The organism is Pseudomonas maioricensis, assembly GCF_022790535.1.
GTDB lineage: Bacteria > Pseudomonadota > Gammaproteobacteria > Pseudomonadales > Pseudomonadaceae > Aquipseudomonas > Aquipseudomonas maioricensis.
Genome location: NZ_LOHG01000001.1, coordinates 153,680 through 173,182 on the forward strand (window position 1 = coordinate 153,680; position 19,503 = coordinate 173,182).

Genomic DNA, 19,503 nt, shown 5'->3' on the forward strand with positions numbered 1-19,503 from the left:
CCATGGAAACCCTGTCTTTTGAATTCCCTGCCGGGCAGCCGCCACTAGGCCGTGCGCTGGTAGGGTGTGTCGGTTCCGGCGATCTGGAAGTACTGCTTGAACCCGGTGTGCCCGGCAAATTGTCGATCAACGTGGTCACTTCGGTGAACGGTGCGTCTGCCCGCTGGCAGCATTTGTTCGAGCGCATGTTCGACGGCCAGATGCCACCTGCACTGGCCATCGATATTCACGACTTCGGCGCTACACCAGGCGTAGTCCGTTTGCGTCTGGAGCAAGGCTTCGAGGAGATCGGCCATGACTGATACCGCCCGTTTGCTCCAGCAACACAGCTTCGTCGAATTAGGTGCTCGGCAACGGGCAAAAGCGCTGCTCGACGAAGGCAGTTTTCGTGAGTTGATCGACCCGTTTGACCGCGTCATGTCGCCTTGGCTGATCAAGCAAGGCATCGTCGCTCAGGCGGACGATGGGGTTATTGTCGCCAAAGGTACGGTCGGTGGTTTACCCGTGGTTATCGCCGCCATCGAAGGTGCGTTTCAGGGCGGCAGCATGGGCGAAGTGGGCGGCGCAAAAATGGCTGGTGCACTGGAACTGGCCGCTGAAGACAACCGCAACGGCATTCCCACTGCTGCGATTCTGCTGTTGGAAACCGGCGGTGTGCGCTTGCAGGAAGCCAACCTTGGGCTGGCGGCGATTGCCGAGATTCATGCCGCAATTGTCGACCTGCGTCAGTACCAGCCGGTGATCGGCGTGGTGGCGGGCAGCGTCGGATGCTTTGGCGGCATGTCCATCGCAGCGGGCTTGTGCAGTTATCTGCTGGTAACCCAAGAGGCGCGACTCGGATTGAACGGCCCGCAAGTGATCGAGCAAGAAGCGGGCATCGAAGAATATGACTCCCGTGATCGGCCTTTCATCTGGAGCCTGACCGGTGGCGAGCAGCGTTACGCCAGCCATCTGGTGGACGGTTTTGCCGCTGACGACGTGCAGGCGATTCGTGAGCAAGTGACTGGCTGGATCAGCCTCGGTGTTCCGGCTCAGGAGCGCAGCAGCCAGTACGAAACCTTTCTGCATCGTCTGGCGCGTCTCGACACCGCTTCGCAAATCGATCCGCAAACCGTGCGCGATCTCTATACAGAGCCGCAATCTAAAGGAGCCAAGCCATGAGCGCTTCCCAACGAGGTTTGAACTGGTTCAAAGCGCTCAGCGCCAACGCGGCCGAAGTGGTGGGTTTGCCTCATTCAATCAAGGCTGCCGATGGAATATTGGGCGATCAGCCGGTGCGTTTTCTGGCGGTGGTCGCCGATGCTGACAACCGTTTCCCCCGTGCGCGCAGTGGCGAGGTCGGCTTATTGGAAGGTTGGGGCCTGGCCAAGGCCGTGGATTCTGCCATCGAACTGGATCGCGACAATGAACATAAGCGAGCACTAATCGCTATCGTCGATGTGCCGAGTCAGGCCTATGGGCGGCGCGAAGAAGCGCTGGGAATTCATCAAGCCCTGGCCGGTGCGGTAGACAGTTATGCTCGTGCGCGGCTGGCAGGTCACCCCGTGATTGCGTTGCTCGTCGGCAAGGCCATGTCTGGTGCATTCCTGGCTCACGGCTATCAGGCCAATCGATTGATTGCCCTGCGTGATCCAGGCGTCATGGTGCATGCCATGGGCAAAGAGTCAGCAGCGCGGGTGACCTTGCGCAGCGTCGACGAACTGGAAAAACTCGCTTCCAGCATCCCGCCCATGGCGTACGACATCGAAAACTACGCCAGCCTTGGCTTGCTCTGGGAAACCTTGTCGGTCAGCCAGATCGAACAGCCCTCCGGCGCAGATATCAGCCACGTTCAGCATGTGCTGAACAGTGCGATCAAAGACGTGAAGGCCTCTGGGAATGACCTGAGCAGCCGACTTGGCGCGAGCAATCGCCAAGCCTCGTCGAAAGTGCGCGAGCTGCTGCGGGCGCAGTGGTAAATGAACGCTGATCTGGCAGTGCTGCCCCATGATCTTTTGTGGGGGATGCCTGTGTCTGCCTTGCCTGCCGATGCGCCGGGCTGGGTGCTTGAGGCCGTACGCCTTGAGCATCCGGTGGTGGTGCGTCGTTCATTGGCGCCGCGAGCGCTTGTCGCGGTGGGTATTCGTGGTCCGCGTCGTGAACAACGGTTTGCAGCACTGATGCCACGAGATGCTATTGAGCGTTGTGTTCGTCCTGAGCAGTTGACGCATGTTCAAGGAGCGCACGATTGGCCTGCGCTGCAAGCACTGGATCAGATTGGCCCGTTGATGGATTTGCTGGCGCTGCCTTGGGGTGTGAGCGGCAGCGCTGGTTTTGAATTGGCCTGCGGCGTGGCGGCACTGCATCAGAACAGTGATCTGGATTTGATTGTGCGCACTCCTCGCTTTGTCAGCCGTGACTGGGCCGCTGAGTTGGTGAAGGTTCTGGACCGTTCCGTGTGCCGCATCGATGTGCAATTGCAGACACCCTTTGGCGCGCTGGCATTACGCGAGTGGGCGGGGACTTCGCGTCAGGTGTTGCTCAAGAGCGAACTCGGTGCCTGGTTGGTCACTCAACCCTGGCAGCCGAGCGAGGCCTGCGCATGAGCAGCTTTTGGGTGTTCCCCGGCCAGGGCGCGCAGCAGCCGGGCATGTTGCATCAGTTGCCGGATGAGCTGTTGATACGTGATTGCCTGAGCGAAGCCAGCGACGCGTTGGACGAAGACGTATTGCTGCTGGATTCTGAGCAAGCGCTGCAATCCACTCGCGCCGTTCAGCTGTGTTTATTAATTGCCGGGGTCGCCAGTGCGCGTCTTTTACACAACCAAGGCTGTGCGCCGGACACCGTTGCGGGACTGTCCATCGGTGCCTATCCGGCCGCAGTCATTGCCGGTTCGTTGGCATTTGCTGACGCCGTGCGGCTGGTGGCGTTGCGCGGTGAACTGATGCAGAACGCCTATCCCCAAGGCTATGGCATGACGGCGATTATCGGCCTGGATCAGCCCGCAGTTGAGGCGCTGGTGGCTGATGTTCACGGTCCTGAAAGTCCGGTGTATCTGGCCAACATCAACGCTGATAACCAGTTTGTCATCGCCGGAAGTATCGAAGCGATGGCTGACGTTGCGCATTTGGCGAAAGCCAGTGGAGCAGCTACGGTCAAGCGTCTGGCGGTAAGCGTGCCGTCTCATTGCGCGCTGCTTGAGCAACCTGCGCAGGCCTTGGCTGAGGCTTTCGCCAACGTGACGGTCAAAGCTCCTGTGGTTCGCTATCTGAGCGGTAGCACGGCACGACCAATGTTGACTGCGGACAAGCTGCGTGACGATCTGGCCTTCAACATGTGCCGCATCATCGACTGGCGCAGTACGGTGCAAACCGCTTACGAGCGCGGCGCACGTCTGCAGATTGAATTCCCGCCGGGCACGGTGTTGACCGGGCTGGCGCGCAAGGTATTTGAACAAGGAACGGCAGTCGCGTTTCAAGGCGCTCGCCTGGACAGTCTGGTCGCGCTGTCGCGTGAGGAGGGCAGCCGCCACCTATAGAGCGCACGCAAGTGGACCGTTTCGAAGAACAAAAACAACAACTTCGTAAGGCAAACTGAGGAATAACAATAATGATTATCTACGGTGTAGCGTTTCTGGCGTTTTGTACTCTGACCGGTGTGTTTATCGGTGAGCTGCTAGGCAAGTTGATAGGCGTGCCAGCCAACGTCGGCGGGGTGGGCATTGCCATGCTGCTGCTGATCGGGCTGGGCAGCTATCTCAGTAAACGTGGGCTTTTCGACACTACTTCTGCCAAGGGCGTCGAATTCTGGAGCGCGGTTTACATTCCTATCGTGGTCGCCATGGCCGCGCAGCAAAACGTCTACGGCGCGCTCAAGGGCGGGCCAATGGCAATTATCGCCGGCACCCTCGCAGTGGTGATCGCGTTCGCACTGGTACCGGTCTTGACCCGCATGGGCAATAAAGATCCGGAAAATCAGGCCGTCACTCCGACCAAAACTGCAGGGTGAATGCCATGTACGACGCGATGATAAAAACCATCACCGGTTACGGTCTGGTCAGCGGTTTTGCCATTGTCGGCATCACCATGTGGGTTGCTTACTGGATTTCCAATACCTTCACAAAAGGACGCCTGCACGGCTCGGCAATCGCCATTTTGCTGGGGCTGGTGCTGTCCTATGTCGGTGGTGCCTTCACCGGCGGTAGCAAGGGCATTGTCGATATTCCGCTGTTGGCGGGCATTGGCTTGCTGGGCGGGGCGATGCTGCGAGATTTCGCCATCGTTGCCACCGCTTTCGGAGTCAGTGTCGAGGAGTTGAAGCGTGCCGGATATGTCGGGGTGTTTTCGCTATTCGTCGGGGTCGGGACGTCGTTCATAGCGGGTGTCGGCGTGGCGATGGCCTTCGGTTACACCGACGCGGTCAGCCTGACGACCATCGGCGCTGGCGCGGTGACCTATATCGTTGGACCGGTCACTGGTGCTGCCATCGGCGCAAGCTCGGAAGTCATGGCGCTGTCGATTGCTGCAGGCTTGATCAAGGCAATTCTGGTGATGGTCATGACGCCGTTTGTGGCGCCTCTAATCGGCCTGAACAATCCGCGTAGCGCGGTTATTTTCGGAGGTTTGATGGGGACTTCCAGTGGCGTTGCAGGTGGGTTGGCAGCGACTGATCCGAAACTGGTGCCTTACGGATGCCTGACCGCGGCGTTTTACACAGCGCTGGGTTGCCTGCTCGGGCCTTCGTTGCTGTACCTCATCATGCGCGGGCTTGTTGGCTGATTACCGTTCCCACTTTGTCCCTTGTGGTAGCTGAGCTTGCTCGCGATGAACGATGACGCGGTTCACTGTAGATCGCGTCCAGCCTTATCGCGAGCAAGCTCTGCTCCCACAGGAAATTGCATTCATGCGGGTCCTATGCGGATGTCAGTCGATTGGCATACATCCTACCCTCGGCAATCAACGCCAACAGATTCGGATCGCGCTCCTTTGATTTCAGAAACACCATGCCGATGTGCTGCTGCATGCGATAGCGCTCTTGCAGCGGGATCAGCTTCACCCGGTTCTCGTAAACCGCTGCAATACGCCCCGGCAACAGCGCATACCCTACGCCAGAGCTGACCATGCTCAGCAAGGTGAAGATGTCGTTCACCTGCATCGCCACTTTCGGTTCGAACCCTGCCTGCTGGAATACACGTATGCCATCGCGATGCGTGGCGAAACCTTGGGTCAGGGTGATGAACGTCGCTTCGCGCAGGTCGCTCAGGTCTACCTCGCTATGCTGTGAAAACGGCGAGTCGGCGGGGGCGGCGAGAAAGATGTCGTCGGAAAACAGCGGCAGATGCTCGCAGTCCGGGTCATTGACGCTTTCATCCAGTGACACCAGAATCGCGTCCACTTCCATGTTCTTCAGCTTGTAGAACAGGTCAATGTTGGAGCCCATGATCAGGTCGATATTGAGTTCGCTGCGGCGAATTTTCAGCCCCATGATCAATTGCGGCACGGTCTTCACTGTCAGCGAATACAGCGAGCCCAGCTTGAAGCGTGCTGCTGAAAACCCGGCGGCCTGACGTGTCAGCTCAACCGTGGCAAGCACGTCCTGAATCAGCTTCTGAGCACGTTCCTCCAGCACGTAGGCACTTTCAAGCGGAGTCAGGTTGCGCCCTTCATGCTTGAACAGCGGGCAACGCAATGCGCTTTCCAGCGAGTGAATAGCGCGGTGCACGCTGACGTTACTGGTGTTCAGGTCAGCGGCCGCCTTGGTCAGGTTGCCGGTGCGCATGAAGGCCAGGAATATTTCCAGCTTCTTGAGGGTCAACTCATCGTCGATTTGCATGTCGTGAGGCTTCTTGTTTGAGTGCCCCGATTGTGCACATTTCGACAGCCAGCGGTTGTAATAAAAAACTGTTTGGCTAACGCACTGCTTGCGCTTTACGTCCTTAAGCTAGAGCCTTGCGCTGCGGTTCAGAATGATGAGGTAGTGTGCGGATGTATTACGGAGAAAAATTTAACGCCTGGTCGCATCTGGTCGGTGCGGTGCTGGCTTTGGTCGGCGCGGTCTGGTTGCTGGCGATTGCCAGTTTGCAGGGCGATATCTGGAAGATCGTCAGCGTCGCGATCTACGGCGTAACGCTAGTGGCGCTGTACAGCGCATCGACCGTGTACCACAGCGTACGCGGGCGAGCGAAAGTGATCATGCAGAAGGTTGATCATTTCTCGATCTATTTGTTGATTGCAGGCAGCTATACGCCGTTCTGTCTGGTGACCTTGCGCGGCCCATGGGGCTGGACGTTATTCGGCGTGGTCTGGGGCCTGGCAGTGATCGGCATCCTGCAGGAAATCAAACCCCGTTCCGAAGCGCGGATCATGTCTATCGTGATCTACGCCGTGATGGGCTGGATTGTGCTGGTGGCCGTCAATCCTCTGATCGCCGCACTGGGCACTGCGGGCTTTACCTGGCTGGCCGCGGGTGGCGCGCTCTACACCATCGGCATCATCTTCTTCGCCTACGACACCCGCTTTCGCCACTGGCACGGCATCTGGCATTTGTTCGTGATGGCCGGGAGCCTGCTGCACTTCGTGGCGATTTGTTTTTATGTGTTGTGAGTAGCGGGTGCGCCGGCGCTGTATCGAGGCAAGCATAGGGTCCTGTAGGAGTGAGCTTGCTCGCGATAGCGTCAGGTCAGGCGATGACTTATCGACAGAAAAATCGAAATCGCGAGCAAGCTCACTCCTACATAGAGTTGTGTCCGCCTTCGGAAGTCTCCTGAACTGGTGATCCGTAACCCGACGCTATTCAGGTGTCTGGACGACCAGGTCGACATCAATGGGAGTGACGCCCGAGCCGTCAGAGTTTTTGAAGAATGTTCTGCTCGAGAATGAATAGACCTGACCTTTCACGGATACCAAGATTTTCTTGTCCTGCCCGACGATGCTGACGTTTGGATCTTTAGTGACAAGAAACGGGTGCTCTTCTATGAGAACCCGTTTGATGTCTTCATCGTCGACAAGTGCGTTATGCGCGTAAAAGCGATAGCTAAACCCCACCGTGGCACCGCCGCGATTGTCTCTGACCCCATAGATGAAGCCGCCATTTGCCAGTGAGTATTTGAGTACAACCTGATCCAATTCTGGGTTGCCAGGTTGATTGAGCCAAGTCCAGCCTGTATGTAGCAGGCAAGCAGCAAGAGTCATGTAGGCGATACATCGGATCATCAATCTAGAAGCCTCTGGAGCGAGCATAAGCTATTCCTTGTTTGATCCAGAATTGGTCATTGGGATCATCTCCGTATGGTGCATCTCGCCACCAGACACCGAATTGTGGTCTAGAGGTTCCCGAAGCAGTCTGTGCCATTCCTGCCGCCCGCAACAGCCGCGAAGATGGTATACCGGCTGCCGTGCCTGCGGCTCCGTAGTTGAAATTTCCAAGTGCCTCATAGCGCGCAGATCGCTGTTTGTAATCCCAAGGACCTCTATTGCGGACCTGCTTATAAAACCAGGAGTAGAGAAACGCCGAGCCGTCCTGTAAGGAGTGTCTTTTGCGGCGGGCTACGTGCATGTTCTCAAGAATTGATACGTTTTCGGGCGCTTCCGGAATTTGCATTATTGTCCCCTCATGGCAAGAGGCGAAACGTATTACCAGAGCTCAGGGTAAATTCGGGGCGCGGAGCGTTCGAGAGCGTTCCTACAAAAGCATCGGATATTTCTGTAATCACATCATCGGCCTGCCCCGCATCAGTGCACACCACGCAACCCTTCAGCTGATTTTCACCCAAGCCTCCCCGTAGCGCACCGCACCGTCTGGCCGCACCAAATCGGCAGGCTTTTGCACTGCATTGAAGCATTTAATTCATTATTTAAAAATGTTGAATTATTTGATTCTTGCTCCTAGTCTGTTCCTCGACCCGCCTGCTGGCGACTTCTTGAAACGACTGAGTTCGGGAGCAATTGATGAACGTGAAAGTACTCTTGAGTATGGCGGTGGCCACTGCGTTTTCGGCCTCTACCTGGGCGGCGGACTGGACGGTGGGTGCCAACGTGGGCAACGTGCCCTGGGAGTTTCAGGACGCCAAAGGCGAGATCGTCGGCTTTGAAGTCGATGTGGTCAAAGAAGTCGCCAAGCGGGCCGGGAAGACGGTCGAGTTTGTGAATATTCCTTTCAACGGCCTGTTCAGTGCCGTGCAGTCCAAGCGTGCAGACATCGCCATTTCGTCGATCACGATTACCCCCAAACGTCTTGAGTCAGTAGGTTTTGCTCAGCCGTACTACGATAGCGATCAGTCACTGTCGGTGCTGACCAAATCGGGCATTGATGGCCTCAAAGGCATGCAGGGCAAAGTGGTCGGCGTAGACACCGGCTCGACTGGCGACATGTGGGTGACGGCGCATCAGGCCGAGTACAAATTTGGCGATGTGTCCCGTTACGAAGGGCTTTCCCCGGCGATGCTCGACCTGGCTTCCGGGCGTATGGACGGCTACGTCAGCGATATTCCGGCGGTGCTCTATTACATCAAAGACAAGCCGCAATATCGGGTGGTCGCACGCATCCCTACCGGCGAGAAGTACTCGTTGATGCACGCTAAAGGCTGGGCGTCGGCGACTCAGGTCAACGACATCATCACCGCCATGAAAAAAGAAGGCGTGATCGCCGATCTGCACAAGAAGTGGTTTGGTGCAGACGCTGATCCAGAGTCCAGCACCGTCAAGGTTGTCGACGTTCTCAAATAAGCGCGGCAAATAACCACTGACTGTTCAAACCCGGCGCCCGGCGCTGTCACCAAGGAGTCCTGATGGAGCTGGTCCAGACTTTCTTCAACTGGGGTGTGTTTGTCGACGCACTGCCGCAGATGCTGCGGGGCCTCGGGGTGACGGTGTTGCTTGGCGTAGTCAGCATCATTCTTGGTCTGGTGGGCGGCTTGCTGCTGGCCATGCTACGTCTGTACGGCTATGCACCGATTCGGTTGCTGGCGCGGATTTACATCGATGTGATGCGCTCGATCCCGCTGTTGGTGTTTCTGGTGCTGATTTATTACGCGCTGCCGTTTGTGGGGATTCGTCTTTCTTCGTTCGCCGCAGCGGTGGCAGCGTTATCGCTGGTGTCCTGTGCATATTCGGCCGAGATATTTCGCTCCGGCATCGAAGCCATTCCGCGTGGTCAGTTCGAAGCGGCGGCGTCGCAGGGCATGAGCTTCTTCAACACGATGCGCGATGTAATCCTGCCGCAGGCCATGCGCATTGTTTTGCCGCCCATGACCAGTAACTGCATCAACGTCATGAAGGACACTGCACTGGCTTCTGTCGTTGCGATGCCTGATCTGCTCAAACAAGCCACGCAGGCACAAGCCCTTGCAGCCAACCCGACACCGCTGGTGGGCGCTGCAATCATGTACTTGTTGTTGTTACTGCCTCTGGTGCAACTGGTCAGTTGGGTCGAACGGCGCAACGGCGCGGGGAGGAAGAGCTGATGAGCGCAGTCATCCAGATCGAAGGCGTTGCCAAGTTCTATGGCAGATTTCAGGCCCTGGCGGATATCAACCTGTCAGTGGAGCAGGGCGAAGTGGTGGTGATTCTCGGGCCGTCAGGCTCAGGAAAGTCCACGCTGATCCGCTGCATCAATCTGCTGGAGGAGTACCAGGAAGGCGAGATCCGGGTAGCTGATCAGCGGGTCGAAACCGGGCCGAAACTGGCAGGTATCCGCTGCGAAGTCGGCATGGTCTTCCAGAATTTCAATCTCTACCCGCACATGACGGTGCTGGCCAATGTGGCGCTGGCACCGGTACGGGTGCGCGGTTTATCGCGCCGTGATGCGCAGGATCGAGCGCGGGTATTGCTGGAAAAGGTCGGCATGAGCGCACACGCCGACAAATACCCCGGCCAGCTTTCCGGTGGTCAACAACAACGCGTGGCCATTGCCCGAACCATGGCCATGGAGCCACGGGTGATCCTGTTTGATGAGCCGACTTCGGCGCTGGACCCGGAAATGGTCGGTGAGGTGCTCGACGTCATGCAGAACCTGGCGCGCTCAGGCGTGACCATGGTCGTGGTCACCCATGAAATGGGCTTCGCCCGTAAAGTCGCCGACCGTGTGATTTTCATGGAGAGCGGCCGGATCATCGAACAGAACAAGCCCGAAGCTTTTTTCACAGCGCCTCAAGAGCCGCGAACTCAGGCCTTTCTGCAGGCCATCCTGCACCACTGATTCCTTTTGGAGACTGCCCAATTGAACGCCCTCGATATCGATTATGTGCGCCGCCAGTTCCCCATGCTGGCCGATGGTTTTGCGTATCTGGACAACGCCGGTGGTTCGGCGGTGCTCGGGCGCGTGGCTGACCGAGTCCGCGACTACCTGATTCACAGCAGCGTGCAATTGGGCGCTTCCTACAACGGATCGGCTTCAGCCGGGGCGCTGGTGCTGCAAGCCCGGGAGTCCGTGGCGCAACTGATCAACGCCTATCACCCCGAAGAATGCGTGATGGGCGGTTCGACCACGCACTTGCTGCAAATCCTCTGCCGCGCCATTGCGCCCTCGATTAACAGCGGCGATGAGATCATCGTCACCCACAGCGATCACGAGGCGAATATCGGCCCGTGGCAGCGGCTGTGCGACGAGCGTGGTGCGACGTTGCGAGTGTGGTCAGTTGATCCGCAAACCCTGGAACTGGAGCTCGACGATCTGGATGCACTGCTTGGCTCGCGCACCCGCTATGTGGCCATGACCCATGCGTCGAACATTCTGGGTAGCGTCAATCCGGTGGCCGAAGTCGCCCGTCGTGTGCACGCCGTGGGCGGCAAGCTGTGCGTCGATGCCGTGGCGTATGCGCCCCATCGTCTGGTGGATGTGCAGGCCAGTGGTGCCGATTATTACGTGTTCAGTTTTTACAAGGTTTTCGGCCCGCACTTCGCGGTGCTTTGGGGGCATCGTGATGCGCTACTTGAGCTGCCAAGCCTTAATCACTTTTTCATCGGCCAGGACGTGATCCCTTACAAGCTGCAACCGGGCAACCTCAACTACGAGCTGTCGTACGGCTGCATGGGCATCAACGAATACCTGCTGGACATCGGCCAGCGTCTGGGAGCGACCGGTAGCCCGCGCGAGGTCATGCAGGCAGCGTTCGACGCCTTCGAAGTGCAGGAAGACTTGCTGGCCGAAACCCTGTTGGCATTTCTCCGTGAAACCGAGGGCGTGCGTATTATCGGCAAACCGCGTGTCACCTCAGGCGACCGGGTGCCGACCATCAGTTTTGTGGTGGAGGGCGTGCAATCGGAAGCCATCGTGCGGCGCATTGATGAACACGGGATCGGGATTCGCTTCGGTGACTTCTACGCGCGACACTTGATCGAACAGTTGGGCCTTGCCCGGTTCGGCGGTGTGGTACGCGTCTCGATTGCGCACTACAACACGGTCGACGAAATGCAGCGTCTGGTCCGGCATCTGGCCGAGGCGATCAACGATTTGCGTCCATCCTGATTTTTACGAGCGACCTTCCATGTCAGCAGTGCCTCAAACCCTTGCCGAGTTACGTGCGGCTATCGTCGAGCAGCAGGATCGCTTGACCGCGCGCATGCGTGATGCGGCGTGTTACCTCACCGAGCATCCGCATGACGTGGCGCTCAACACAGTCGCTGCGCTGGCGGAGCGCTCGGGGATTGCTTCATCGGCGTTCATTCGTCTGGCCAAGGCGCTGGGGTTCAATGGCTTCAGCGACTTGCAGCGATTGTTCAAGGCACCGTTGCAGCAAGCGGGTTCATCGAGCTTTAGCGAACGGATTCGTCACTATCAGGGCGAAGAACTACTCGAAGATCCGACCGATATCGGTGCCATCCTGACTGCGTTTAGCCGGGCCAATATCGTGTCTCTTGAACACCTGGCCGAAGGGCAGCAGGTCGAAGCGCTGGAGCAGGCGATTACGCTGCTGCAACGGGCGCGCACCACGTTCGTGGTGGGCATGCGCCGGTCGTTCCCGATGGCCAGTTACCTGAGCTATGCGCTGAGTCGCGTCGGTCGCCGCGCCGTGCACATCAGTGGCCTCGGCGGTTCGTTGCGCGAGCAAGTGGGTGCGCTGCACAGCGATGACATTCTGGTCGCCGTGAGCTTCCCGCCTTATGCCCAGGAAACCATCGAAGCCTGCCAGCAGGCAGTCGCGACAGGTACACCCATTGTGGCGATTACCGACAGCCTGCTCAGCCCGATCGGCCAGCACGCGGCGGTGATCATTGAAGTCAACGATGCGGAATTACTGGGCTTTCGCTCTCTGACGGCGGCGTTCTGCGTGGCCCAGACCCTGGCGATGGGCCTGGCGTTTCGCGACGGTCAGTCCGTCAGCGGCCCCGATCATGATGCGCTGAAAAACATCGACTGCTGAGCCCGGGCTTTGCGGTCTGTTCGAACCCAACCATCTGCGCCTGTGCAGGAGATTGCTCATATGGCTTTACCCCTTCGCGATCTGGTCGGCTACGGCCAAAACCGTCCTCAAGGCACCTGGCCTAATGGTGCGCGGTTGGCAATCAGTCTGGTCATCAATTATGAAGAAGGCTCCGAGCGTTCGCTGGCAATGGGCGATACCGATCAGGAAAGCATGACTGAATGGGGCAGCTACCAATTCCCTGATGGCGTGCGCAACCTCGCCATGGAGTCGATGTATGAATACGGCTCGCGGGTCGGTATATGGCGGATTCTGGAGATCCTCGAAAAAGCTGGTGTGCCGTCGACTTTTCACGCCTGCGCCGTTGCGTTCGAACAGAACCCCGATGTCGCTAAAGCGGCCGTCGCGTTGGGTCATGAAGTCTGCAGTCACGGCTATCGATGGGAAGAGGTTTTCCGCCTGACCGAAGAGGAGGAGCGCGAGCACATTCGCCTTGCCGTGGAATCGTTCGAGCGCACCTGCGGCAAGCGTCCGGTCGGCTGGTATTGCCGCTATGGCGCAAGCGTACGGACCCGGCGTCTGGTGGCCGAGGAGGGCGGTTTTCTCTACGACTCCGATGCCTATAACGACGACGTGCCGTACTACGTCGACGTTGAAGGCAAACAGCATCTGGTGGTGCCGTACACCAGCGACGTTAATGACTTCCGCTACTGGAACTCGCCCGGCCTGTCTCAGGCGTCGGACTTTTTCGAGTACATGAAGGAAAGCTTCGAAGTGCTTTACGAAGAGTCAGCCGATGGCTTGCGCATGATGTCGGTGGGTTTGCACCCGCGCATGGTTGGTCGTCCGGGCCGCGTGCGGGCGATCAAGCGTTTCATCGAATATGCCCAGGCCCACGAAGGCGTCTGGTTCGCGACCCGCGAGCAGATTGCCAAGGCATGGATGAGCCGTAGCTAAACCCACCTTGAGGAGCGCCGCGCCATGCAGGCTTTTGATTTAGTCATTCGCAACGCCAAAGTCATCACGGCGGCGGACAGTTTTGTCAGTGATATTGGCGTTCGCGACGGGCTGATCGTCGCGCTGGGTCTGGGCCTGGAAGGTGCTGCCCGGGAGATCGATGCAGCCGGTCGCTCGGTGACGCCCGGCGGTATCGACAGTCATGTGCATCTGGATCAGCCCACCGGTGACGGCTCGGTGATGGCGGACGATTTCGAAAGCGGGACGCGCTCCGCGGCCTGCGGCGGTACGACGACGGTGATCCCGTTTGCCTGCCAGCAGAAAGGGCAGAGTCTGCGTGCCGCTGTCGATGATTATCACCGGCGAGCGGATGGCAAGGCGCTGATCGATTACGCTTTCCACTTGATCGTGACGGACCCCACCGAGGACGTGTTGCGCCGAGAGCTGCCCGACCTGATCGCCGAAGGCTACACCTCGTTCAAGATCTACATGACGTACGATGCGCTGAAGCTGGACGACCGGCAGATCCTGGAGACATTGTCTGTCGCACGGGCAGAAGGCGCGATGGTCATGCTGCATGCTGAAAACAGCGATTGTATTGCCTGGCTGACCGAGCGTCTTTTGGCAGCGGGGTTAAGCGCACCGCGCTATCACGCGACCTCACGGCCCATGCTGGTAGAGCGCGAAGCGACTCACCGCGCTATAGCACTGGCCGAACTGGTGGATGTGCCAATCCTGATCGTTCATGTATCGGGTCGAGAAGCCATCGAGCAGATTCGCTGGGCACAGGATCATGGCTTGAAGGTGTATGGCGAAACCTGTCCGCAGTATCTGTTTTTGACCGCTGACTCGCTGGGCTGCGATGACAGTTTTCAAGGCGCCAAATGCATTTGCAGCCCACCACCAAGGGACGCCGCAAACCAGCAAGTTATTTGGGATGGCCTGCAGAACGGCTCGTTTGAGGTGTTCTCCTCGGACCATGCGCCGTTTCGTTACGAAGGTCCGGACGGCAAACGCGCTCACGGCGAGCATGCGCCATTTTCGGAAGTGGCCAATGGCATCCCTGGCATTGAAACGCGCATGGCATTGCTTTGGTCGGAAGGCGTCTGCACCGGGCGCATTACTGCGCAGGAATTTGTCGCGCTGACTTCGACCAATGCCGCACGGCTGTATGGCTTGTATCCGCGCAAAGGCAGCATTGCGATTGGCGCTGATGCGGATCTGGTGATCTGGGATGAAGGGCTGGATTTCGAGTTGCACAACGACCGCTTGCACCACCGTGTGGATTACACGCCGTACGCAGGTATGCGCTTGACGGCCTGGCCTGCGCTGACTCTTTCACGGGGCGAAGTAGTGTGGGATGGCGCAGCATTGGGTCAACCGGGACGCGGACAGTTCTTGCCTTGCGCAAGACCGGAACCGGCCAAGACCCGGCGCAGGAAGACCGAGTTGCCGGTTTGATTTATCGACGGCTATAGGCATCGCCCCGTTGTCCTTGGCACCACGCCGTCGTGATGCCAACACGGACCTGTAGGAGTGACCGGGGTGGCGATCCACATTGCTCGCGATAGCGTAAGCTCAGGCGATATATTCATCGACTGACAGACCGCTATCGCGAGCAATGTGGGTCGCCACCCCGGTCCCCCCTACAGGGAGAGCATGTCTCGGAAGTTAGAAATCCCCCCACAACTGCTGCGCCACGCTGAGTGCCACGACAGGTGCGGTTTCGGTGCGCAGCACTCGTGGGCCGAGGCGGGCGGCGTGGAAACCAGCGTCTTGGGCTTGATCGACTTCGGCGTCGTTCAAACCGCCTTCCGGACCGATCAGGAAGGCGAGGGTGGTGGGTTTGCTGTGGCTGGTCAGCGGCTCTGCAACCGGGTGCAATACCAGCTTCAGGTCTGCGTCACTGCGCTTTAGCCATTCAGCCAAAGGCATCGGCGGGTGAATCACCGGCACCACCGAGCGACCGCATTGCTCGCAGGCGCTGATCGCGATCTGCTGCCAATGGGCCTGACGTTTCTCGGCGCGTTCGTCCTTGAGACGCACTTCACAGCGCTCACTGACAATCGGGGTGATCTCCGTGACGCCCAGTTCGGTAGCTTTCTGAATCGCCCAGTCCATGCGCTCGCCACGGGACAGGCCTTGGCCGAGATGGATGCGCAGAGGTGATTCGGTCTGGCCGGGGAAGGTTTCGTCGAGCTGAACGCGTACGCGTTTCTTGCCGACTTCCAGCAAGGTGCCGCGATACTCCTGGCCTGAGCCATCGAACACTTGCAACGCATCGCCTTCGGCCATGCGCAGCACGCGACCGATGTAATGCGCCTGGGCTTCAGGCAGTTCATGTTCACCGAGGCTCAGGGTGGTGTCGATGAAGAAGCGGGACAATCTCATGGTGGGTCTCTGAAATTTTGGTAAATCGCAGACCCTTTGTGGGAGCGAGGCTTGCCCGCGATAAGGGCGACGCGGATATCAGGTCCGTTGCGTCCAGCCTTATCGCGGGCAAGCCTCGCTCCCACAAGGGCGCGCGTTTCATCTAATGCTTGCTACTAACCCGGATCACGAAAATCCGGGTGGAAATTCTTTCTCACGGCAACGCTGATGCTTTTACGCGTGGCGATGTCGATGCCTTCAGTCGCGACTTCGGCGAGGAAGTCGATCTGCTCCGGCGTGATCACATAGGGCGGCAGGAAGTAAACCACGCTGCCCAGCGGACGCAATAGCGCTCCGCGCTCCAGTGCATGCTGGAACACCTGCAAACCACGGCGCTCCTGCCACGGGTAGGCCGTTTTGGTGGCCTTGTCCTGAACCATCTCGATGGCCAGCGCCATGCCGGTCTGACGCACTTCCGCCACATGCGGGTGATCGACCAGATGCGCGGTGGCGGTCGCCATGCGCTGGGCCAGGGCCTTGTTGTTTTCGATGACGTTGTCTTGCTCGAAAATATCCAGCGTCGCCAATGCCGCCGCGCACGCCAGCGGGTTACCGGTGTAGCTGTGGGAATGCAGGAAGGCACGCAGCGTCGGATAGTCGTCGTAAAACGCGTCGTACACGTCGTCGGTGGTCAGCACGGCCGCCAGTGGCAGATATCCACCGGTCAGGGCTTTGGACAGACACAGGAAGTCCGGACGAATACCGGCCTGCTCGCAGGCAAACATGGTTCCGGTACGACCGAAACCTACGGCAATTTCGTCGTGGATCAAATGCACACCGTAGCGATCGCAAGCCTCGCGCAGCAGCTTGAGGTACACCGGGTGATACATGCGCATGCCGCCTGCGCCCTGAATCAACGGCTCGACGATGACGGCTGCCACGGTGGCGTGGTTTTCCGCCAGGGTCTGTTCCATAGCCGCGAACATATTGCGCGAATGCTCTTCCCATCCCATTCCTTCGGGGCGGTGGTAGCAATCCGGGCTTGGCACTTTGATGGTATCCATCAGCAGCGCTTTATAGGTTTCGGTGAACAACGGCACGTCGCCCACTGACATCGCGGCCATGGTTTCGCCGTGATAGCTGTTGGTCAGGGTGACGAAGCGCTTCTTGTCCGGCTGACCGCGGTTGAGCCAATAGTGAAAGCTCATCTTCAGCGCGACTTCGATGCACGACGAACCATTGTCGGCATAGAAACAGCGGGTCAGACCTTCAGGCGTGAGTTTGACCAGTCGCTCGGACAGCTCAATCACTGGCTGGTGGCTGAAACCGGCAAGGATCACATGTTCCAGTTGGTCGACCTGATCTTTGATGCGTTGATTGATGCGTGGGTTGGCGTGGCCAAACACATTGACCCACCAGGAGCTGACGGCGTCCAGATAGCGTTTGCCTTCGAAGTCTTCCAGCCACACACCTTCGCCACGCTTGATGGGGATCAGCGGCAGGCTTTCGTGGTCTTTCATTTGGGTGCAGGGGTGCCACAAAACCTTGAGGTCACGCTGCATCCACTGATCATTCAGGCCCATTGGTTTTCTCCGGGTAACGACTCGCATGGTGCGAGGACGAGCAATCGCGCAAGCCTATGCAATGACCGGCTACGGGACAACCTTTAGTGTGATAAACCGAGCCACCTGTAGGAGCGCACGAGCACCGCGAGGCCGCGATAGCGATCTGCCTGGTGCACCGCCATCGCGGCCTCGCGGTGCTCGTGCGCTCCTACAAGAATGGGCACCATTTCATTACTGGTAGCCCTGATGCGGCTGGCGTATCCTTCGCGCCTCTGTGACGTATCGAGCGTCATATCCCGAAACCTCCCCTGCTTTTTTCGGAGTCTGCTGAATGCTTTCTGGTTGGCTGCGCGCCTGTGCGCTCGTTTTAGTTGGGCTGGTCAGCGTTTCGGCGCTCGCTAATGAAAAACCAAAGACCGCTATCGTGGTTGGCGGTGGGCTTGCGGGTCTAACGGCTGCTTATGAGCTGCAAGCCAAAGGCTGGCAGGTCACCTTGCTGGAGGCCAAGCCAAGCCTGGGCGGCCGTTCTGGCCTGGCCACCAGCGAATGGATCGGCAACACCAAGGCTCAGCCAGCACTGAACCAGTATCTGGAACGCTTCAAGCTGGCTACCGTGCCCGCTCCGGAGTTCGTTCGCACGCCTGGCTACCTGATTGATGGTGTGTATTTCAGCAAGGCTGATCTGGCGCTCAAGCAACCGGCGACCGCCGAGGCGATCAAGCGCTACGAAGAAACCCTCGACAACCTCGCACGCTCCATCGATAACCCGGAAAGCCCGGCCTCCAACAGCACGCTGTTCGCGCTGGATCAGATCAACGTGGCTAACTGGCTGGATCGTCTGACCCTGCCTGCCACCGCTCGCCAGTTGATCAATCAGGAAATTCGTACGCGTTACGACGAGCCTTCGCGCTTGTCGCTGCTGTATTTCGCACAACAGTCCCGTGTCTATCGTAATGTCGACGACCGTGATCGTCGTGCTGCGCGTCTGCCGGGTGGTAGCGCGGTGTTGGCAGAGGCGTTTGCCAAACAGATCAAAACGATCAAGACCAACTCACCGGTTTCCGCCATCGTTCAGGATAAGGACGGCGTAACGGTCAAGGCAGGTGCAGTCGGTTACAGCGCTGATTACGTGGTGCTGGCCGTGCCGCTCCGCGCATTGAGCAAGATCCAGATGACGCCTGCGCTGGATGCCCAGCACATGGCAGCCATCAAGAGCACCAACTACGGTTGGCGCGACCAGATCATGCTCAAGTTCAAGACGCCTGTTTGGGAAAGCAAGGCGCGCATGTCTGGTGAAATCTTCAGTAATACCGGTCTGGGCATGCTGTGGATCGAGCCTGCAACCAAGGGTGGCGCCAATGTGGTGATCAACCTGTCCGGCGATAACGCGCGGATCATGCAAGCGTTCGGTGACAAGCAGTTGGTGGATCAGGTACTGATTCGCCTGCACACGTTCTATCCACAGGCTCGCGGCGCTTACACCGGCTACGAGATCCGTCGTTACAGTGTTGACCCGTCCACTGGCGGTTCCTATCTGGCCTTTGGGCCAGGTCAGATCAGCAAGTTCTGGCGTGTGTGGGAAAAGCCGATTCAGCGTGTAGCCTTTGCCGGTGAGCACACTGACGCACTTTACCCAGGCACTGTTGAAGGCGCTCTGCGTACCGGTCAACGTGCTGCCAGCCAGGTTCAGGATCTGGCTGCTGGCAAGTCGTTCGAGCCAGTTAAAATCGCCCCTGCGCCAGCACCTGCTGCGGCGAAGAAGGACGAAGGCGGTTTCTTCAGCAACCTGTTTGGTGGTTCGTCCGACAAGGCCGAAGCCAAGAAGCCGGAGCCAGTCAAAGCAGCTGACGAAACCAAGGCTAAAGAGAAGCCAGGTTTCTTCGCGTGCTTGTTTGGCTGCCCTGAAGAGCCTGTCGCCAAGCCGGTCGAGAAAGCTCCAGAGCCTGCGCCTGCACCCGCACCAGAGCCTGTAGCTCCAGTGGTTGCGCCTGTCGTTGCGCCGGTCAAGGCAGAACCTGCCAAAGCCGAGCCTGCGAAAAAAGCGCCGGTGAAGAAGACCGAGCCTGCGAAGAAAGCACCGGTTAAAGAGGCTACGAAAAAAGCACCGGCCAAAACACCCGCCCAGATCGAGGCTGACAAAAAAGCCGCTGCCGCCAAGGCGAAGGCCAAAGCAGCCGCTGAAGCTAAAAACTGATCGGACTGAAGTAGCAAAGAAAAGGGCTTGATCGATGAGATCGCGCCCTTTTTTTATTTGGCAACCTCACGCCCCGGATC

The 19,503-nt window shown here is 58.4% G+C and carries 21 protein-coding genes; 16 read left to right on the forward strand and 5 right to left on the reverse strand.

All coding sequences use genetic code 11. The features are described from left to right. Positions 1–2: 2 nt before the first annotated feature. The 7 genes from AUC61_RS00685 (at position 3) to madM (ending at position 4,757) form a co-directional block, all read left to right on the forward strand. The gene (locus AUC61_RS00685; RefSeq protein ID WP_243244070.1) at positions 3–302 is read left to right on the forward strand and encodes a malonate decarboxylase subunit delta; all 300 of its coding nucleotides are present in this window, start codon (positions 3–5) and stop codon (positions 300–302) included. After that, entirely contained in the window at positions 295–1,161 is an 867-nt protein-coding gene (locus tag AUC61_RS00690; protein ID WP_243244071.1) for a biotin-independent malonate decarboxylase subunit beta, read from the forward strand. Before AUC61_RS00685 ends, AUC61_RS00690 begins: the two co-directional genes overlap by 8 nt. Continuing rightward, complete coding sequence (mdcE, locus tag AUC61_RS00695; protein WP_243244072.1) at positions 1,158–1,958, forward strand: biotin-independent malonate decarboxylase subunit gamma; 801 nt, start codon at positions 1,158–1,160, stop codon at positions 1,956–1,958. The genes AUC61_RS00690 and mdcE overlap by 4 nt, the downstream gene beginning before the upstream one ends. After that, positions 1,959–2,585, forward strand: a complete 627-nt coding sequence (locus tag AUC61_RS00700; protein WP_243244073.1) for a malonate decarboxylase holo-ACP synthase — start codon at positions 1,959–1,961, stop codon at positions 2,583–2,585. It begins immediately after the preceding gene. Beyond that, a complete protein-coding gene (mdcH, locus tag AUC61_RS00705; RefSeq protein ID WP_243244074.1) occupies positions 2,582–3,517 on the forward strand; it encodes a malonate decarboxylase subunit epsilon in 936 nt (311 codons plus the stop codon). The genes AUC61_RS00700 and mdcH overlap by 4 nt, the downstream gene beginning before the upstream one ends. A gap of 71 nt (positions 3,518–3,588) precedes the next feature. Next, complete coding sequence (gene madL, locus AUC61_RS00710; protein WP_243244075.1) at positions 3,589–3,987, forward strand: malonate transporter subunit MadL; 399 nt, start codon at positions 3,589–3,591, stop codon at positions 3,985–3,987. A gap of 5 nt (positions 3,988–3,992) precedes the next feature. Continuing rightward, complete coding sequence (gene madM / locus AUC61_RS00715; protein ID WP_243244076.1) at positions 3,993–4,757, forward strand: malonate transporter subunit MadM; 765 nt, start codon at positions 3,993–3,995, stop codon at positions 4,755–4,757. A 133-nt stretch (positions 4,758–4,890) separates the two neighbouring features. Here the strand turns inward: madM and AUC61_RS00720 are convergent, their stop codons facing one another. Next, entirely contained in the window at positions 4,891–5,811 is a 921-nt protein-coding gene (locus tag AUC61_RS00720) for a LysR family transcriptional regulator (RefSeq protein WP_243244077.1), read from the reverse strand. A 152-nt stretch (positions 5,812–5,963) separates the two neighbouring features. Here AUC61_RS00720 and trhA point away from each other — a divergent pair, with 152 nt between their 5' ends. Then, positions 5,964–6,581, forward strand: a complete 618-nt coding sequence (gene trhA / locus AUC61_RS00725; protein ID WP_243244078.1) for a PAQR family membrane homeostasis protein TrhA — start codon at positions 5,964–5,966, stop codon at positions 6,579–6,581. Between the two features lie 186 nt (positions 6,582–6,767). Here the strand turns inward: trhA and AUC61_RS00730 are convergent, their stop codons facing one another. After that, positions 6,768–7,217 carry a hypothetical protein gene (locus AUC61_RS00730; RefSeq protein WP_243244079.1) on the reverse strand — a complete coding sequence of 150 codons (450 nt, stop codon included), beginning with the start codon at positions 7,215–7,217 and terminating at the stop codon, positions 6,768–6,770. Continuing rightward, the gene (locus tag AUC61_RS00735) at positions 7,195–7,578 is read right to left on the reverse strand and encodes a polymorphic toxin type 44 domain-containing protein (protein WP_340163282.1); all 384 of its coding nucleotides are present in this window, start codon (positions 7,576–7,578) and stop codon (positions 7,195–7,197) included. The genes AUC61_RS00730 and AUC61_RS00735 overlap by 23 nt, the downstream gene beginning before the upstream one ends. Before the next feature lie 347 nt (positions 7,579–7,925). On the opposite strand from AUC61_RS00735, the gene AUC61_RS00740 reads away from it, so the two are divergent. From AUC61_RS00740 to hydA, 7 genes are all read left to right on the forward strand, one after another. Continuing rightward, entirely contained in the window at positions 7,926–8,702 is a 777-nt protein-coding gene (locus AUC61_RS00740; RefSeq protein ID WP_243244080.1) for a transporter substrate-binding domain-containing protein, read from the forward strand. Between the two features lie 62 nt (positions 8,703–8,764). Beyond that, positions 8,765–9,439 carry an amino acid ABC transporter permease gene (locus AUC61_RS00745; RefSeq protein ID WP_243244081.1) on the forward strand — a complete coding sequence of 225 codons (675 nt, stop codon included), beginning with the start codon at positions 8,765–8,767 and terminating at the stop codon, positions 9,437–9,439. Next, the gene (locus AUC61_RS00750) at positions 9,439–10,173 is read left to right on the forward strand and encodes an amino acid ABC transporter ATP-binding protein (protein WP_027902049.1); all 735 of its coding nucleotides are present in this window, start codon (positions 9,439–9,441) and stop codon (positions 10,171–10,173) included. Before AUC61_RS00745 ends, AUC61_RS00750 begins: the two co-directional genes overlap by 1 nt. A gap of 21 nt (positions 10,174–10,194) precedes the next feature. After that, positions 10,195–11,442 carry a cysteine desulfurase-like protein gene (locus tag AUC61_RS00755; protein WP_243244082.1) on the forward strand — a complete coding sequence of 416 codons (1,248 nt, stop codon included), beginning with the start codon at positions 10,195–10,197 and terminating at the stop codon, positions 11,440–11,442. 19 nt (positions 11,443–11,461) lie between these two features. Beyond that, complete coding sequence (locus AUC61_RS00760) at positions 11,462–12,337, forward strand: MurR/RpiR family transcriptional regulator (protein ID WP_243244083.1); 876 nt, start codon at positions 11,462–11,464, stop codon at positions 12,335–12,337. A 60-nt stretch (positions 12,338–12,397) separates the two neighbouring features. Then, positions 12,398–13,294, forward strand: coding sequence for an allantoinase PuuE (locus AUC61_RS00765; RefSeq protein ID WP_243244084.1), 897 nt, complete (start codon positions 12,398–12,400; stop codon positions 13,292–13,294). Positions 13,295–13,318: 24 nt separating this feature from the next. Beyond that, positions 13,319–14,755 carry a dihydropyrimidinase gene (gene hydA / locus AUC61_RS00770; RefSeq protein WP_243244085.1) on the forward strand — a complete coding sequence of 479 codons (1,437 nt, stop codon included), beginning with the start codon at positions 13,319–13,321 and terminating at the stop codon, positions 14,753–14,755. A 210-nt stretch (positions 14,756–14,965) separates the two neighbouring features. On the opposite strand, the gene AUC61_RS00775 is transcribed toward hydA, so the two are convergent. Continuing rightward, positions 14,966–15,685 (reverse strand): 16S rRNA (uracil(1498)-N(3))-methyltransferase, encoded by a 720-nt coding sequence (locus tag AUC61_RS00775; RefSeq protein ID WP_243244086.1) that lies wholly within the window; start codon positions 15,683–15,685, stop codon positions 14,966–14,968. 155 nt (positions 15,686–15,840) lie between these two features. Continuing rightward, on the reverse strand, positions 15,841–17,247 hold the full coding sequence (locus AUC61_RS00780) for an adenosylmethionine--8-amino-7-oxononanoate transaminase (protein ID WP_243244087.1): 1,407 nt from the start codon (positions 17,245–17,247) through the stop codon (positions 15,841–15,843). Positions 17,248–17,560: 313 nt separating this feature from the next. On the opposite strand from AUC61_RS00780, the gene AUC61_RS00785 reads away from it, so the two are divergent. After that, positions 17,561–19,423: a flavin monoamine oxidase family protein gene (locus tag AUC61_RS00785; protein ID WP_243244088.1), complete on the forward strand. Its 1,863-nt coding sequence runs from the start codon at positions 17,561–17,563 to the stop codon at positions 19,421–19,423. The last annotated feature ends 80 nt before the right edge of the window (positions 19,424–19,503 follow it).

Coding starts and splice junctions, on each gene's coding strand:
- AUC61_RS00690 (WP_243244071.1), top strand. CDS start 295: ATGACTGATACCGCCCGTTTGCTCCAGCAACACAGCTTCGTCGAATTA.
- madM (WP_243244076.1), top strand. CDS start 3,993: ATGTACGACGCGATGATAAAAACCATCACCGGTTACGGTCTGGTCAGC.
- AUC61_RS00785 (WP_243244088.1), top strand. CDS start 17,561: ATGCTTTCTGGTTGGCTGCGCGCCTGTGCGCTCGTTTTAGTTGGGCTG.
- madL (WP_243244075.1), top strand. CDS start 3,589: ATGATTATCTACGGTGTAGCGTTTCTGGCGTTTTGTACTCTGACCGGT.
- hydA (WP_243244085.1), top strand. CDS start 13,319: ATGCAGGCTTTTGATTTAGTCATTCGCAACGCCAAAGTCATCACGGCG.
- AUC61_RS00750 (WP_027902049.1), top strand. CDS start 9,439: ATGAGCGCAGTCATCCAGATCGAAGGCGTTGCCAAGTTCTATGGCAGA.
- AUC61_RS00765 (WP_243244084.1), top strand. CDS start 12,398: ATGGCTTTACCCCTTCGCGATCTGGTCGGCTACGGCCAAAACCGTCCT.
- AUC61_RS00740 (WP_243244080.1), top strand. CDS start 7,926: ATGAACGTGAAAGTACTCTTGAGTATGGCGGTGGCCACTGCGTTTTCG.
- AUC61_RS00735 (WP_340163282.1), bottom strand. CDS start 7,578: ATGCAAATTCCGGAAGCGCCCGAAAACGTATCAATTCTTGAGAACATG.
- AUC61_RS00700 (WP_243244073.1), top strand. CDS start 1,959: ATGAACGCTGATCTGGCAGTGCTGCCCCATGATCTTTTGTGGGGGATG.
- AUC61_RS00775 (WP_243244086.1), bottom strand. CDS start 15,685: ATGAGATTGTCCCGCTTCTTCATCGACACCACCCTGAGCCTCGGTGAA.
- AUC61_RS00760 (WP_243244083.1), top strand. CDS start 11,462: ATGTCAGCAGTGCCTCAAACCCTTGCCGAGTTACGTGCGGCTATCGTC.
- mdcE (WP_243244072.1), top strand. CDS start 1,158: ATGAGCGCTTCCCAACGAGGTTTGAACTGGTTCAAAGCGCTCAGCGCC.
- AUC61_RS00745 (WP_243244081.1), top strand. CDS start 8,765: ATGGAGCTGGTCCAGACTTTCTTCAACTGGGGTGTGTTTGTCGACGCA.
- AUC61_RS00730 (WP_243244079.1), bottom strand. CDS start 7,217: ATGCTCGCTCCAGAGGCTTCTAGATTGATGATCCGATGTATCGCCTAC.
- AUC61_RS00720 (WP_243244077.1), bottom strand. CDS start 5,811: ATGCAAATCGACGATGAGTTGACCCTCAAGAAGCTGGAAATATTCCTG.
- mdcH (WP_243244074.1), top strand. CDS start 2,582: ATGAGCAGCTTTTGGGTGTTCCCCGGCCAGGGCGCGCAGCAGCCGGGC.
- AUC61_RS00780 (WP_243244087.1), bottom strand. CDS start 17,247: ATGGGCCTGAATGATCAGTGGATGCAGCGTGACCTCAAGGTTTTGTGG.
- AUC61_RS00685 (WP_243244070.1), top strand. CDS start 3: ATGGAAACCCTGTCTTTTGAATTCCCTGCCGGGCAGCCGCCACTAGGC.
- trhA (WP_243244078.1), top strand. CDS start 5,964: ATGTATTACGGAGAAAAATTTAACGCCTGGTCGCATCTGGTCGGTGCG.